This is a genomic window from Gluconacetobacter liquefaciens (assembly GCF_003350405.1).
GTDB lineage: Bacteria > Pseudomonadota > Alphaproteobacteria > Acetobacterales > Acetobacteraceae > Gluconacetobacter > Gluconacetobacter liquefaciens.
Genome location: NZ_QQAW01000008.1, coordinates 182,631 through 196,939, shown reverse-complemented (window position 1 = coordinate 196,939; position 14,309 = coordinate 182,631). Strand labels below are relative to the sequence as shown.

Sequence of the window (14,309 nt, the reverse complement as noted above, 5' to 3'; positions counted from 1 at the left end):
GGGCAGAAATTACCCTCATATAGGTAAACCTGCCCAAGTCGGCATACGCCGCCTCAGGGTTTCAGACCGTTCTATGACTTTTCAAACAGTCACTTAACGGATCGGCAGATTACGAAACGCAGTTCGTTCACGGTTATACCGTCGATGGCGGTCTGGACTGGTCCTATCGTGGTTCGCAGGCGATGGCGATCGGCGGGGTCGGTGCGTATCGTCTGCCGGATTATTTCCTGATGGGAACCCATTTGACCGTTCGTCCGACGCACGGATGGTGGTCGGCGACGATCTATGCCTCCAACCTTTTGAACAGACAGTATTTCCTGGCATCGGGATCGAATACGACGACGTATTTCCGTATTGCGGGAGAACCGCGTTACGTCGGCGGTCGGCTCTCGGCAAGTTTCTGAAGCAGGCTGGCGAGGGGGCGGCGATGCGATATTCCTTTCCTGACGATGCCAGCATGTGCCGGAAACGGGAGATTTCGCGCGTCGTTTCCTTGAGCATGGGAAACGGTCTTGAATATTACAATTTCGTCCTTTACGTTTTTTTTGCACCTTTCATAGGTACGACATTTTTCGACCTTGGCCCTGGCAGCCATACGCTTCTGCCGGCGCTGATCGCGTTTGGCTCGGGCTTTCTGTTTCGGCCGCTTGGCGCCTTTGTCATGGGGCGTATGGCGGCGAAGCGCGGCGAGATGCCGGTCCTGGTCCTGACGTTCCTTTTGATGGGCATGGCGTCGCTCGGCTTCGTCCTGCTGCCCGGAGCGCGGCGGATTGGAATGCTGGCACCGATCATGGTGTTCGTGTTTCGCGCGATCCAGGGGTTTGCCGAGGGAGGCGAGATCGGACCCGCAACGCAGATGCTGTATGCGACGTCGACGGGTCGGCGCCAGGTCGCGAACGCGACGATGCAGTATATCACCCAGTATGTTGCATCACTCGTCGCCGCTCTGGTCGGTACGCTGGTGTCTGTGCTTTTCCCGGAGGGCGCTCTGGCCGACTGGGGCTGGCGCCTGCCGTTCCTGATCGGCAGTCTGGTGGCCGTCATCGGTCTTCGCCTGAGGGTCGGGCAAGCTATCCGACCTCAAGATCGGGTCGGCGCGGCGCCTGTCCGAATGAAGAACCTTTCGGCGTCGAATGAAGGGGCCGATGTATTTTCATGGACGACGGCCGCGCTCATTCTGTGCGTCGTCTCCGCATCCGCACTGGCGACCTATGTACGTAGCTTTGGCGTCAGCTATGCCATGGGCCAGCTTCACGCGACGGCTTTCACCTCTCTGGTTGCCATGACTGTCGGCATTGCCGCAGGGCTGGCGGCGATGATCACGGGCATCGCGCTCTATCACCGGGTGTCACGGCGTCTAATATTACTCGGTACGATCATCGCGACGGAACTTTCCGTCCTGCCCGTTTATCTTATTTGCATCCGCCATCCGTCGCTTCCGACGCTGCTGCTTTTGAATTCAGTTACGTATTGGCTTTCGGGTATCACCTCGGCGATTTCGATCATGACGATCCTGCGCGCCATTCCGGCTGAGCGGCGGTCCCTGTTGTTCGGCATGCTCTATACGATGGCTGTGTCCGTGTTCGGTGGTCTGGCCCAACCGGTCATGGAGTGGTCGATCGATCATACCGGCTGGCTCCTGCTTCCGGCCTTCACGACCATGCTGGCCAGTCCCATCGGGCTTGTCGCTCTACTGGTGCTTCTGGGTCGCTCGCAGGAGCCACCCGTCTCCCGGGTATCGGATCGGTGTCGTGGGCAAGGCTGGGAGGAGTTGGTCCCATGAAGATGCGCTTTCATCTGGCCGGGGCGACTGCGTTGCTGTGCGACATCGCCCATGGCGGATTCGATGATGCCGCCCAGAGACGTATTTGGGTGACTGCACGGGCGGTAGAGCGCCATCAGCATGTCATTTCGGCAATTCCCGGCGTTAATAACCTTCTGGTGGGATTCGATGGGCTTCACACCGGGCCGGGAGCCATTCGCGATGTCATCGCGGAGGCGTGGGAGGCTGCGACGGACGTTGCTGTGCCTACACGCGAGGTACGCATCCAGGTCGCGTATGGCGGTGCGCTGGGCGAGGATCTGGCCGACGTTGCGGCGCAGGCAGGCCTTTCCGTGCGCGAGACAATTGCAGTGCACGCGGCCGGCATCTATCGCGTGGCGGCGATCGGCGCGATGCCGGGTTTCGTCTATCTTACCGGGCTGGACGGTCGCTTATGCGTGCCGCGGCGCGATACGCCGCGTGTGCATGTGCCCCGGGGCGCCGTGATCCTAGGCGGCGGGCATGCGGGGGTGATGCCTTGTGACGCGCCGTCAGGCTGGCACATGGTGGGCGCGACCGAGAGCATTCTCTTCGATGTACATCGCGACGAGCCATGCCTTTTGCGGATGGGTGATGTCGTTCGGTTCGATCCGGTCGCATGATCGAGATCCTTTCGACCTCCGCCCTGAATACGATTCAGGATTTCGGCCGCCCGCATGCCCTTCATATGGGCGTGTCGCGAGGCGGCGCGATGGACAGGCTTGCCATTGCGCACGCGAACATCCTCCTGGGAAATGCGCGCGATGCCGCGGCCCTTGAAATCGCGTTTTTCCCCTTTCGCGCACGATTCGTCGAGCGGACAGCCTTTTCCCTGACCGGCGCATCGTGTGCCGCGCAACTCGACGGACGTCCGATCCCGTCGAACTGGGCGATGACTGCCGAGGCCGGGCAGGTCCTCGTTGTTCCAGCCCCGACCTGCGGTGCGTGGGCCTATTTCGGGATTCGGGGTGGTCTCGACGTTCCGGTCGTGCTTGGCGCGCGTGGAACCGATCTGAAGGGTGGCTTCGGCGGCGTCGATGGGCGCGCGCCAGAGAAGGGGCGACGTCTGAAGGCAGGATGCTCTTCCGTTCCTCCGCCAGGCAACGGTGGTTTCGGCCTGGTCCGTGGCGCCGTGTTGCCCGAGGACGATCATACCGTGCTACGCGTCCTGCCAGCCGCCGAACATGAAGCCTTCACTTCGGCGTCGCGCACGGCGTTCGGTGAACTGGCATGGCAGGTCACACCCCGGGCCAATCGCACTGGATTTCGGATGGATGGCCGGGATGCTTTGCGGCTGTCGCGGCCACTTACCCTCATGTCGCACGGAATCGTTCCCGGCACGGTTCAGGTGCCCCCGGACGGTATGCCGATCATTCAGATGGCAGACGCCAATACCTGTGGGGGGTACCCGAAGATCGCGACGGTGATCGAGTCTGATCTTCGTCTTTTGGCACAGACCGCCATCGGCGGAAGCGTACGGTTCGTTCCGGTCGACGAGGCCGGCGCCATCGCGGTCCTGCGCGAAGAGGCGCGTGCCCTCGACTGCCTGGAAGCGGACGTTGAGCGGTTGCGTGGCGGACTGTTGGACTGAAAGGAACCATACATGTCGATCCGTACGGTCGATCTCAATGCTGATCTCGGTGAGGGCTTTGGCGCCTATCGTATCGGCGACGATGTGGCATTGCTTGATATCGTGACCTCGGCGAACGTCGCCTGCGGTCTGCATGGCGGAGATCCGGAGATCATGCACGCGACGATGTGCATGGCGCGGGAACGCGGCGTTGCCGTCGGGGCGCATCCCGGCTTCCCGGACCTGTGGGGATTCGGCCGTCGTGTCATGCCGTTTTCTGTTGGCGAGATCGAGCGGCTGGTCGCCTATCAGATCGGTGCTGCGATGGCGATGGCCGCCTATTCGCGGCATCGGGCACGTTATGTGAAGATCCACGGTGCTCTGGCCAACATGGCTGAGCATGATGAGGGCGTCGCATCCGCCATTATCGCGGCGACGCGCGCGGTGGATGCATCGCTGTCGATCGTGGCGATCGCGCGCAGTGCGCTCGAACGACTTGCGCGGGACGGGGGGGTAACCGTCCATTCCGAGATATTTGCCGACCGTGGCTATGCAGAGGACGGGCACCTTCTTTCGCGTCGGGAGCCGGGAGCTCTTCTGCATGATCCCGCCGTCATAGCGGATCGTGTGGTACGCATGGTCAAGGCGGGCGCGATCGAGACTGTCTCGGGCCGTATGTTGCCCACACCGATCGATACCATTTGCGTTCATGGAGATTCCGTAGATGCCGTGCGGGTTGCGCGTAAGGTGCGGTGTGTCCTTGAGGACGCCGGAATTCCGCTTAGGTCACTGCACTGAACGATCGCCATGCCAATCGATATAAAACGACTCGAAAACCTCATGGCGAAGATGCAATCGCTCGGCATCGCGGAACTTGCTTACGAGGCAAGAGGCGAAGCGATTCGTCTTGTCGCCGACGCGCGGTCCGGCACGATGGGGGTAGGTGCGGACTCTCCGGACATGGTCGAGCCGTTGAAAGAGTGTCGGGACATCACTGCGCCCAGGTTCATCCATTCTTCAATGCATGGCGTGTTCTACCGCTCGGATGCGCCACATGCGCCGCCCCTGGTTGACGTCGGAAGCTTGGTGAAGGCCGGCGACCCGCTTTGTGTCGTCGAGGCCATGAAGATGCTTTCGAAGATCGAGGCGGAGTATGCCTTTCGTGTGATGCGTGTTCTGATGAAAGATGGAGACGTCGTCTCGCCGGGTGTGGCGCTGTTCGAAGTGGAACCGATCGATGCGTGAGATCCGGCGTGTCCTGATTGCCAACAGGGGTGAGATCGCCCTGCGGATCGCACGGGCCTGCCGGTTGCTTGGCCTTGAAACGGTTGGCGTTCATTCCGACGTCGACGCCGATCTGGCCCATCTGCGCCTGATGAATCAGACCGTTTGCATCGGTCCCGCATCGGCCGCGCTGTCCTACCTCGACGGATCGCGCATTCTGCGGGCCGCCCGTCTCACCGGTGCAGATGCAATTCATCCCGGCTATGGGTTCCTATCGGAGAATGCCGCTTTCGCCGAGGCGGTGGAAGAGGCCGGCCTGATCCTGGTCGGGCCATCCGCGCGCATTATGCGGTTGATGGGCGACAAGATCAGTGCCCGGCACGAGATGCAGCGTAGCGGCATTCCGTGCCTGCCTGGTTCTGACGGCGCGCTGCCCGAAGATCCGGCCGAGGCGTCGCGCGCCGGCGCATGCGTTGGCTATCCGCTGATCGTCAAGGCGTCTGGCGGAGGTGGGGGGCGCGGCATGCGCGTCGTGCACCGCGAGGCCGACCTGCTGCCCGCTATCGATGCCGCGCGAGAGGAAGCCTTGCGGGCTTTCGGTAATCCTGTGGTCTATGTGGAACGATTCCTCGAGGAGCCCCGCCATATTGAGATCCAGGTCATGGCGGATCGTTTCGGAAACGCGATTTGGCTCGGTGCACGGGATTGCTCCGTTCAGCGCCGGCATCAGAAACTCATCGAGGAGGCCCCCCCGGTAGGGATCGCGGAGGATCGTCTTGCTGCACTCGGTGATGCCTGTGCGCGCGCCTGTGCGGCTATGGGCTACGAGGGAGCGGGGACGTTCGAGTTTCTCTATGAAAACGACACGTTCGCCTTCATAGAGATGAATACGCGCTTGCAGGTCGAGCATCCGGTCACGGAAATGACGACGGGCATTGATCTGGTGCGGGAGCAGTTGCGGGTTGCAATGGGGTGCCCGCTGTCGCTCCTCCAGGAGGACGTTCGCGTAAGCGGACACGCCATTGAATGCAGAATCAATGCCGAGAACCCGGAGGATTTCCGTCCATCACCGGGAATGGTGACGGCATGGCATGCACCGGGTGGGCCTGGGGTGCGGGTGGATACGCATCTTGAAGCCGGCTATCGCGTCCCCGCGCAGTATGATTCGCTCGTTGCCAAGCTGATCGTTCATGGAACGGATCGCGACGATGCGTTGATGCGCATGGACGCGGCCCTTTCCGAGACTCATATCGAGGGTATCAGTACCCTCGTTCCTTTGCACAGGCGGATTTTGGGGGCGTCGGGATTCCGGACGGGGGGCGTGAGCGTCCATTACCTCGAGACTTTTCTATACGAAGTCAGGCCAGAATAACCATGCTCGATCGTATTGAAAGCCTTATCGCAATGATGCGGCGGGCGGATATCGTCTCGCTTGCTATACGCGATGGCGACCAGACGCTGGAATTGCGGCTTCAGCCGTACGGGCGGGAGGCCGACCAGCGTTCCTCCGTGTCGCCCGGCGGCGACACGGCGTCATGCCAGCCGGTGAGAAGCCCCGAAATGGGACGATTCCGATCTGTAGGTTTACCAACCGATCGTCGTGTCGAAGCTGGTGACATCCTTGGATATATTGATATCGATCCCGTTCGGGTTTCCGTGATCGCGCCGATGGACGGATGGCTTGGTCCCGCGCTCCGTGAAGACGGCATCGTCGTCGGATATGGAGACGTTCTGTTCACCCTGACAGGTGCCGCACCAAGGTGATGGCCTACAGAGACGCCGCCGACCGTGACGCCTGTTCATACAGTCCTGTGAGGACGCGCAGGGCCTTTGCCAGATCGCTGATTGGAACACCAGCGACCTTTCGATCGGACGGAATGAGCTCGAGAAGGCAGAAGCGGCGCAAGCGTGCGTATTCCGCGCATGCGGTCCGTCCTTTTTCCGTCGCGCTGACGAAAACCTCCTTCCCCTGTTTTCGCCGCGTTATCAGACCGAGTTCATCGAGCTTCTTCATTGCGTAGTTCAAGTAGTGCCGTTCGGAGAGATTGAGTGTCAGCAGAAGATCGGAGATGCTCTTCTCTCTTTCCCGATGATGGACCGCATGAAGGATCAGGCCATCAAGAGGCGAAAGTTCCGGAAGGCCGGCCGCCGTCATGCCGCGGGCGACCCAACGCTGGAAGGCGTGATTGACGACCGTCAATGCGAACTCGAATTCGCTCAGATCCTCGCTTCCCGGTGTCGCCAGATGGGAGGAGGACACGATATAGGATCGCGTCGCTTCGGTGGCCTGCAAGTCGGAGCGATCCTCCGCCTGTTTCTTGCCATGTGAGTCTTCGGGAAGACGTTTCGGCACGTTGCTTTCTCTCCCATCCGCTCCAAATTGGCCCTCCATTCGACCGAAGCATGCTGGAGGGCCGTCTCTTGCCGAACTTTGTAATATCGTTGGCCGACTGGGTATATGACGTGCCCCCCGAAAACACAGCCATTTTGAGTTGGAATTTTTCACGTATGATCCCGTAAGCGGGACGAGGAGAGTTTCATGAAGGCATCGAAGTTCACCGAGGTGCAAAGCACGTTTGTATTGAAGCAGGCGGAGGGGGCACACCTGTCGCCGAGGTCTGCCGGAAGGCAGGCATTTCGGATGCGACGTTCTACAACTAGCGGAAGAAATATGCGGGCCTGATGCCGTCCGAGATGAAGCGGCTGCAGCAGTTCGAAGATGAGAACGCGAAGCTGAAATGGATCGTGACGGACCTGTCGCTCGACAAGGCGATCGCCGCGTTCATCTCCTGCTGCAGCGGGATGGCTGGGCGGTTAACCCGAAGCGGATCTATCGTCTTTACAAAGCGTTGGGTATGCAATTGCGCAACAAGGTGCCCAGGCATCGGGTCACGGCGAAAGTGCGCGAGGACCGTTGTCCGGCGACGCACACACACGCCAATGATAGCTGGGCGAAGGATTGTGTTCACGACCGGCGTGCGACGGACCGCAGGATACTGACCGTGATCGACATCTTCTCCCGTTTCTCGCTGGCTACCGATCCCCGGTTCAGTTATCGCGGAGAGAATGTCGCCCAGACCCTGGAGCGGATCTGCGAATAGATAGGTTATTCCAAAAGTATCTGGCTCGACCAGGATCCGGAGTTTGTCAGCCGGGATCTGGGTCTATGGGCGTATCAGAAGGGGAGGCGTGCTCGATTTTTCCCGCCCAGGCAAGCCGACCGACAACAGTTTCATCGAGTCCTTCAACGACAAATTCCGGGCCGAGTGTCTGAACACGCACTGGTTCATAAGCCTTGACGACGTCCGGGCAAAAATGGAGGCTTGGCGTCACTCATGTGACACACGGCGGGAACCTATAAATTTTTTTCTGTAAAATTAATGCCTTAGAAGGCATGGCGGAGAGAGTGTCAACACATTTAATGGTGTAAGTAGTTGGTAAAAAATATTAATCTATCCGTAGATAGTTGTGTGACACCCTCAAACATACCCCATGACTTCATCCCGTTCAAGTAGGTTCAAATCCCACCCCGCAACAATTGTTCAAGTTCTTGATATCAAACATTAAAGGTCGCCCTCATGGGCGGATTTTTGTTGCTTGAAATCCCGTGCAGGAAACACAAAATGTCGAGTTTCACGTCTGCGTGATGATTCGCGCTAACTCAGGAGCTAACGCTCCCGTCACCAGTGACACCGAAGGACGGTGTCAAAAATTAGCGACCTCAACCGTCTACGCCCATGCCAAGAATTTCGCGGACTATTACACGTCGCCCTATTATTCCTCTCCCTCTGGGGCGCCTCTTGCCGAAAAGGAGTTCGCTGCCTACAGCCGCCGTTAAGGCATGATGTCCGACCTGACCTATACCATCGCCTCAATGCAGTGGGCTGGTACGAGAACATGCATGCTCACGAGCCTGAAAATCTTTATAGTGAACTCGTCCTGTATCCAATACCGTTCACTTAATGATATGAATGGCGTTGCGGAAGTCGACCCGGGATGGGGGGCTGAGCCTTTGGTCTGATTGGGAAGCCGGACATCTTGCGTTTCACGCCGCATGGATTGCGCCGGCCGACGCGCGGTGTCAGGCGCTCCTGAAGAAGTTCAGCGAGAACCGTCTTATGGAAGATTGTCTGGTTCCGTGGGAGAAAGGGCGATGGCTGCGGCCATCTTGCGACGCACGACCCTGACGGCATGGAGAAACGAGAGCCTGTCCGGGTCCTCGTTCGCGTTGAGAGCGGCTTCATGGATCAGGGCGCAGATTGCGAAGTGCGCCATGATCAGCCCGTGAAACTCCTGCCGTACCAGGTCCGGTGTTCTGGAGCGCGGCGTCAGCCGAGCGCCGTGAAGCATTGATTATGGCATGGGAAGCGTCCCGGGTTTCCCGGCGGCTATTTGGTTTGAGTTATGCAGCTCTATCGATCATCTCAAGTGCTGCATAGTAGTTGGCTTCGGCCTCGGCGGCCGGGATATAGCCGATGGGACCGGAGAGGCGGCGGTTATTGAGCCAATCGACCCAGCGCAATGTTGCCATTTCTACGGCCGATACGCCGGGCCAAGAGGACAGGCGCCAGATGACCTCGGCCTTGTAGAGGCCGTTGATGGTCTCGGCCAAGGCGTTGTCATACCAATCCCCGACGCTGCCGACCGAGGGCACCAGGTTGGCCTCGGCCAGGCTTGGGTGTAGTTGATGGCAAGATATTGAACGTCCCTGTCGCTGTGGTGGATCAAACCATCCCCGGGGCCGGGCCTGCGCGCATGGATCGCCTGCTCCAGGGCGTCGAGCACGAAACCGGCAGTGGCCGACGTGCTGACCTTCCAGCCGACGATGCGCCGGGCATAGGCATCGATCACGAAGGCGACGTAGACGAAGCCGCTCCATGTGTGGACGTAGGTGAAATCGACCACCCACAGGGCATTCGGCCGGCTCACACGGAATTCACGGTTCACCTTGTCCTGCGGACATGGGGTCTTGGGATTGCTGATGGTCGTGACCGTCTTCTTCCCGCGCCTGATGCGGGCCAAACCCATGGCCCGCATCAGGCGCTTCACGGTGCATTTGGCCACCTGGATACCTTCACGGCGCATCTGATGCCAGACTTTGCGCGTCCCGTAGAGCTTTGAACTCGCCTCATATACTCGCTTGATCTCGTCCTTCAGTTCGTCATCACGCCGCGCAGGGGTGGGCCGCCTGGCAGGATCTGCCATACGGGCGGCATGTTCGTGATAGGAGGACGGGGCAATCGCCAGTTCGCGGCAGATCGGCTCGATCCCCAGTTCCTCACGATGGACGTCGATAAACGACATCATCATTTCCCGCGGCGATCGAGCTCCGCCATCGCAAAATACGCCGATGCCTTGCGCAGGATCTCGTTGGCGCGGCGCAATTCCTTGACCTCGCGTTCAAGCTCCCTGAGCCGAACCCGCTCGTCACCAGCCTGCCCCGCCGGTCCCGCTCGCCGTCTCGCCTCATCGCAGCCCATTCCGAGCCGTAGTCGGCGTGATGCTCACCAACCATACGAACCGCACATTCCCGGATCTCAGGCGAAAATCTCTGGCTCATGATGTTCATGATAGCTCCTTCTCACAGATAGGAGCCTCCCGAAAACCCGGGACGCTTCATGGTTTTTGTTCTGGGCAGAACATGGAAGCGTCGATCGAACCACGTCAGGACGTCAATGTCATCAGCGCCATGCCGAATGGCCTTCACATGACACATCAGAACATCATGGGTGCCGGAAACATGGACGGCCTCGACCGTGCAGTCGAGGGAGACCACGGCCCCGTCCAGCAGGGGCGCGCCGGTTACGGCCTGATGCCACGTTCCATGGGAGAAGCGCTCTTCAGGCTGCAGGCGGGAACTGGCGAAGGCGGCGGCGAGAGCCTGATCGCCTTCGCCGAGAATGTTGAAACCCAGTACACGATTGCCCGCGAAAGCGGCATAAGAACGGTTGCTGCGATTCAGGCAGACCAGGAGCGTGGGCGGCGTATCGCTGACGCTACAGACGGCCGAGACCGTGAGGCCATGCCGTCCTTCCTGCCCATCGGTAGTGACCACTACCACAGGGGCGCCAAGCTGGCTCATGGCGGCGCGGAATGCGTCCACCGAAATATCTGGGGTCGGAGCCGACATGAGGCTGTCTCCTGTCATCAAGCGGCTTCAGCGGGCCACCAGGCAACGCTCGTCATGCTGAGCGAGCCGTGTTCGATATGTCGCGGTTCGAAGTCGGGACGGTCGGCAGCGGTGGTCGTACCCAGCGTATAAAGCAGGGGCCAGTAATGATCGGGTAAGGGGACGGAGAGCGTGGCGGCGTCTCCGAGTGCTTCGTAATCAACTACGCCATTGATGTCTCTGGCGGCGATGGCATTGACGATATGATCGTCGAACGTCTTGGCCCAGGGATAGGGCTCACAGTTCTGCGCCCCCCAGTTCATGCGCGGCAGGTTATGTACGATATTGCCCGTGCCGATGATGAGCACGCCTGCTTCTCGGAGCGGCTGCAATTTCTGGGCCAGTGCGTAATGATCTCGGGGCGAGCGCAGGGCATCGAGGCTGAGCTGCACGACGGGAATGTCCGCGTCGGGCCATGCTTTGCACAGGACCGACCACGTTCCATGATCCAGACCCCAGTCGCCTTCATCGAGGACGACCCGCTCCGGCGCCAGTAGAGCGGCGACCTCACGGGCGACTTCAGGGCTGCCCGGCGCGGGATATTGGATGTCGAACAGGGCGCTGGGCAGCGAACGGCCGAAATCGTGAATGGTTTGTGGATGTGTCATGGCCGTCACGCCGACGCCGCGTGTCAGCCAGTGGGCTGAGATGGAAAGGATGGCGCGTGGCCGACCGTAATCGCGCTCGATCCGCAGGGCGAGACGCCGCCAGAGTTGCGTTGTTGCGTTGTCCTGCAAGGCGATGGCCGGGCTTCCATGCCCAAAAAATATGACGGGCATCCGCATGGATCGTTCCTTTCCTGTTTGATCACGGCCGTGAAGGCGCTTGAAATATCATGACTGCGGCACTGCGGGCGCGCCAAGTGTCATGATGTCGGCGCGAGCGCAACTTGCTTTTCCATGATAGTCTGCGTCGCATTCAGGCAAGCGGGGATGCCGGAACAATGTCTAGATCGAAACGACAGCATGTGACGCACGTCGCGGCGGCATCCAGAGGAGAAGCAGAAGATGGCGGACTCGATGGCAACCCAGACAGCTCTTCGCATCGTACCGCTCAAGCCGGGCTCCGGTTTCGGTGCGGAAATCATTGGGCTCGATATTGCCACAGCCGATGATGCCACGCTGGACGAAGTCGTGGATGCGTTCAATCGGCATGGCGCGCTTCTCCTGCGCGGCCAGAAGCTCGATCCAGCCGACCTGATGCGGTTTATCCGCCGCGTCGGAACGCCCGAGGGACACACGATCCAGGACTTCACGCTTCCCGGTTTCGAGGAAATCTACGTGCTATCCAACCGGATCGAGAACGGTCGTCCGATTGGCGCTCACAATGACGGGGTGGGCTGGCATACCGACTATTCCTACAAGGAAGAGCCGGTCATGAGCACGATGCTTTATGCAGTCGAAGTTCCGGCGGAGGGAAGCGATACGCTGATTGCCGACGGTGTGGCCGCCTATGAGGCCCTCCCGGCCGAGCGACGCGAAGCCCTCGAAAAACTCAGGTTGCATCATTCATACCGGCATTTCATGGAAACCCGTGAGCATCAAAGGCGCGAACTGACCCCCGAGCAGATCCGCGACAATCCAGACGTCGACCACCCCCTGATCCGCGTTCATCCGAAGGATGGCCGACGCGCGCTCTGGCCTTCGACAGGCACGGTGACGGAGATCTCCGGGCAGGACGACCCTAGGGATCTGTCGATCCTCGATGAACTGGTGGAGTTCATGACGGGCGAGGAATTCGTTTACCGGCATAAGTGGCAGGTGGGCGATCTCCTGATGTGGGATAACCGCTGCACGCTTCATACGGGCACGTTGTTCGACGACAAGAAATATATACGCACGATGCATCGTCTCTGGGTGAAAGGCGATCGCCCCTACTGAGCGACGGACTTTCGGCAGGTTTTATGACTGGCCCCCGATCATGGAATGGCCAGCGTTTCGTTTGGATGGGATTTCATGCCTGATACACTGATTTTTGTTGATATTCCTGCGGACGATCCGTCGGCAGCGGCAACATTTTATTCCGAAGTGTTTGGATGGCGGAACGACCCGAAGCCGGAAGGTCTTTATCATCGGATGGTGCCGGGCGGACAGTTCCGCAATCCCGATGGAACCGACAGCGAAATCGGAAATCTGCATATCGGAATTTTCAAGGCCGATAATGCGCGGCCCCATCCGCAGCCCGAAGGCGTTGCGCCGCGGGAGTTGTCCCATGAGGGGCGCAAGCCGCGTGTCTGGCTGCTGATCGGCGATGACGATACGCCTGAACGCATACTTTCGGAAGCTGTGGCGCGCGGTGCGACGGAGTTATGGCGTGATCACTACTGGTCCACGTTCAACGGCTACAACCACGCGTTCATGGATCCCTGGGGGAACGAAATCCTTCTGTGGGGTAAGGCAGGATCCAATCCCGCCATTCCAGACAGTTATACGCGCGAATAGGTAAGGGAGAGGGAGGTTTCCGAGTCTGGAGGCCGTGCTCAGTCCTCCGCGACGACATTTGTCGCCTGGCGCCGCCATTCACGCGGCGTCAGATCATAAGCCTGCCGGAAGCTGCGGCTGAAATGCGCCGCGTCGTTGAAGCCCCAGCGGAAACAGATCTCCGAGATGGAGAGATGGGCGGAAAGCGGGCTTGCAAGATCGTCATGACAACGGGCGAGACGGCGCTGCCGGAGATACTGACTAAAATTTTGCCCGGTTGCGGCAAAGAGTTTCTGCAATCCACGCGGTGAGATGCCGTGCTTGCGGGCGATGGCCGTCATGGTCAGATCGGGATCGGTGAGTTCCGATTCGATGAGTTGGCAGAGATTGTGCATGGCGGCGATGCGGCGGTTGAGCGGTGGGTCTCCGCCGCCATAGGCCGGGTCGCTTAGAACGCAACCGATCAGCAATTCCGACAGTGCTAGCTCGATGGCGCGGAGCTGGCGCGTGTCCATGGCTTCCAGAGACTGCCCGAGGGACTGGAGAAATCCGGCGAGCACCTGTCGGATACCCGGCGTCGGGTCCAGCACGCCGACGCGCAGCGGCGTCGGTGCGAGAAGTCGGAAATGGAGGGCCAGTCTCGGCAGCCGCACATAAAGCATCGAAAACGAGCGCGGCAATGTCAGGACGGCATCGGCGGCCAGAGGGCCGCAGCCGATCGCGCCCACGGCCAGCGGCCAGATCTTGCCATTCGACGCCAGGGTGGCGGCAGGACCGTCGGATGTATCGCCTTCAGGAAGCAGGATCGCCAGCCAGACGCCATCCGTCTGCGCCGAATAGCGGCCGGCGATTCGCTGTGGCGATCCGGTCAGGCGCGTGATCTCAATTCCGAGCGGCGTGATAACCTGCGTGACACGCCCGATCGTCCTTTGGTGCGGCTCGGCGTGACGTTCGGTGTCCGTAGGGGGGAACAGTATCGCTTCCGGAAGAGAAAGCCGCGCGAGTGCCTGTCGCCAGACCGTCGCGGCGGGCTGATCCGCATGATCTGCAAGGTCGAATGTCCATGGTTGCACTTTGATCTCCCGCCAATCGTATGGGATCATACAAATGAGCATCGCATTCAGA

The 14,309-nt window shown here is 60.0% G+C and carries 13 protein-coding genes, 3 pseudogenes and 1 other annotated feature; of the genes and pseudogenes, 10 read left to right on the top strand and 6 right to left on the bottom strand.

The annotated features are described in order from the left end of the window. Positions 1 to 265 precede the first annotated feature (265 nt). From C7453_RS18985 to C7453_RS14265, 7 genes are read left to right on the top strand one after another with little or no spacing between them, the layout of a single operon-like run. Positions 266 to 1,783, top strand: a complete 1,518-nt coding sequence (locus C7453_RS18985) for an MFS transporter (RefSeq protein WP_170143235.1) — start codon at positions 266 to 268, stop codon at positions 1,781 to 1,783. Continuing rightward, entirely contained in the window at positions 1,780 to 2,424 is a 645-nt protein-coding gene (gene pxpB / locus C7453_RS14290; protein WP_245949056.1) for a 5-oxoprolinase subunit PxpB, read from the top strand. Before C7453_RS18985 ends, pxpB begins: the two co-directional genes overlap by 4 nt. Continuing rightward, positions 2,421 to 3,392, top strand: coding sequence for a 5-oxoprolinase subunit C family protein (locus tag C7453_RS14285; RefSeq protein WP_114728212.1), 972 nt, complete (start codon positions 2,421 to 2,423; stop codon positions 3,390 to 3,392). The genes pxpB and C7453_RS14285 overlap by 4 nt, the downstream gene beginning before the upstream one ends. Positions 3,393 to 3,404: 12 nt before the next feature. Next, the gene (locus C7453_RS14280; protein WP_114728211.1) at positions 3,405 to 4,169 is read left to right on the top strand and encodes a LamB/YcsF family protein; all 765 of its coding nucleotides are present in this window, start codon (positions 3,405 to 3,407) and stop codon (positions 4,167 to 4,169) included. 42 nt (positions 4,170 to 4,211) lie between these two features. Beyond that, positions 4,212 to 4,616, top strand: coding sequence for an acetyl-CoA carboxylase biotin carboxyl carrier protein (locus C7453_RS14275; RefSeq protein WP_170222064.1), 405 nt, complete (start codon positions 4,212 to 4,214; stop codon positions 4,614 to 4,616). Then, complete coding sequence (accC, locus tag C7453_RS14270) at positions 4,609 to 5,967, top strand: acetyl-CoA carboxylase biotin carboxylase subunit (RefSeq protein ID WP_114728209.1); 1,359 nt, start codon at positions 4,609 to 4,611, stop codon at positions 5,965 to 5,967. The genes C7453_RS14275 and accC overlap by 8 nt, the downstream gene beginning before the upstream one ends. 2 nt (positions 5,968 to 5,969) lie before the next feature. Next, entirely contained in the window at positions 5,970 to 6,359 is a 390-nt protein-coding gene (locus C7453_RS14265; protein ID WP_114728208.1) for a hypothetical protein, read from the top strand. 4 nt (positions 6,360 to 6,363) lie between these two features. Here C7453_RS14265 and C7453_RS14260 read toward each other — a convergent pair whose 3' ends face one another. After that, complete coding sequence (locus C7453_RS14260; RefSeq protein WP_245949055.1) at positions 6,364 to 6,948, bottom strand: winged helix DNA-binding protein; 585 nt, start codon at positions 6,946 to 6,948, stop codon at positions 6,364 to 6,366. A gap of 186 nt (positions 6,949 to 7,134) precedes the next feature. On the opposite strand from C7453_RS14260, the pseudogene C7453_RS19450 reads away from it, so the two are divergent. Then, positions 7,135 to 7,946, top strand: a pseudogene (locus C7453_RS19450) (integrase core domain-containing protein); the annotation flags it as partial. Positions 7,947 to 8,711: 765 nt separating this feature from the next. Here the strand turns inward: C7453_RS19450 and C7453_RS14245 are convergent. The 4 genes and pseudogenes from C7453_RS14245 to ygiD all read right to left on the bottom strand — a co-directional run. Beyond that, positions 8,712 to 8,918, bottom strand: a pseudogene (locus tag C7453_RS14245) (IS4 family transposase); the annotation flags it as partial. A gap of 79 nt (positions 8,919 to 8,997) precedes the next feature. Continuing rightward, a pseudogene (locus C7453_RS14240) lies at positions 8,998 to 10,164 on the bottom strand (IS3 family transposase). Then, positions 9,828 to 9,944 (bottom strand) — a sequence feature (AL1L pseudoknot). (Overlaps the previous pseudogene by 117 nt.) A 12-nt stretch (positions 10,165 to 10,176) precedes the next feature. Then, on the bottom strand, positions 10,177 to 10,725 hold the full coding sequence (locus tag C7453_RS14235; RefSeq protein ID WP_245949054.1) for a flavin reductase: 549 nt from the start codon (positions 10,723 to 10,725) through the stop codon (positions 10,177 to 10,179). A 17-nt stretch (positions 10,726 to 10,742) separates the two neighbouring features. Next, positions 10,743 to 11,549 carry a 4,5-DOPA-extradiol-dioxygenase gene (gene ygiD / locus C7453_RS14230; RefSeq protein ID WP_211311074.1) on the bottom strand — a complete coding sequence of 269 codons (807 nt, stop codon included), beginning with the start codon at positions 11,547 to 11,549 and terminating at the stop codon, positions 10,743 to 10,745. A 222-nt stretch (positions 11,550 to 11,771) separates the two neighbouring features. Here ygiD and C7453_RS14225 point away from each other — a divergent pair, with 222 nt between their 5' ends. Further along, positions 11,772 to 12,644 (top strand): TauD/TfdA dioxygenase family protein, encoded by an 873-nt coding sequence (locus C7453_RS14225; RefSeq protein ID WP_245949053.1) that lies wholly within the window; start codon positions 11,772 to 11,774, stop codon positions 12,642 to 12,644. A 75-nt stretch (positions 12,645 to 12,719) separates the two neighbouring features. Beyond that, positions 12,720 to 13,205: a VOC family protein gene (locus C7453_RS14220; RefSeq protein ID WP_114728225.1), complete on the top strand. Its 486-nt coding sequence runs from the start codon at positions 12,720 to 12,722 to the stop codon at positions 13,203 to 13,205. 38 nt (positions 13,206 to 13,243) lie between these two features. Here C7453_RS14220 and C7453_RS14215 read toward each other — a convergent pair whose 3' ends face one another. Continuing rightward, a complete protein-coding gene (locus C7453_RS14215; protein WP_245949052.1) occupies positions 13,244 to 14,257 on the bottom strand; it encodes a helix-turn-helix domain-containing protein in 1,014 nt (337 codons plus the stop codon). Positions 14,258 to 14,309 lie beyond the last annotated feature (52 nt).

Bases quoted from the DNA above. Each gene is read 5' to 3' on its own strand.
- C7453_RS14285 (WP_114728212.1), top strand. From the start codon at position 2,421: ATGATCGAGATCCTTTCGACCTCCGCCCTGAATACGATTCAGGATTTC.
- C7453_RS14275 (WP_170222064.1), top strand. From the start codon at position 4,212: ATGGCGAAGATGCAATCGCTCGGCATCGCGGAACTTGCTTACGAGGCA.
- C7453_RS14220 (WP_114728225.1), top strand. From the start codon at position 12,720: ATGCCTGATACACTGATTTTTGTTGATATTCCTGCGGACGATCCGTCG.
- C7453_RS18985 (WP_170143235.1), top strand. From the start codon at position 266: ATGGTGGTCGGCGACGATCTATGCCTCCAACCTTTTGAACAGACAGTA.
- accC (WP_114728209.1), top strand. From the start codon at position 4,609: ATGCGTGAGATCCGGCGTGTCCTGATTGCCAACAGGGGTGAGATCGCC.
- C7453_RS14225 (WP_245949053.1), top strand. From the start codon at position 11,772: ATGGCGGACTCGATGGCAACCCAGACAGCTCTTCGCATCGTACCGCTC.
- C7453_RS14280 (WP_114728211.1), top strand. From the start codon at position 3,405: ATGTCGATCCGTACGGTCGATCTCAATGCTGATCTCGGTGAGGGCTTT.
- pxpB (WP_245949056.1), top strand. From the start codon at position 1,780: ATGAAGATGCGCTTTCATCTGGCCGGGGCGACTGCGTTGCTGTGCGAC.
- C7453_RS14265 (WP_114728208.1), top strand. From the start codon at position 5,970: ATGCTCGATCGTATTGAAAGCCTTATCGCAATGATGCGGCGGGCGGAT.
- C7453_RS14235 (WP_245949054.1), bottom strand. From the start codon at position 10,725: ATGTCGGCTCCGACCCCAGATATTTCGGTGGACGCATTCCGCGCCGCC.
- ygiD (WP_211311074.1), bottom strand. From the start codon at position 11,549: ATGCGGATGCCCGTCATATTTTTTGGGCATGGAAGCCCGGCCATCGCC.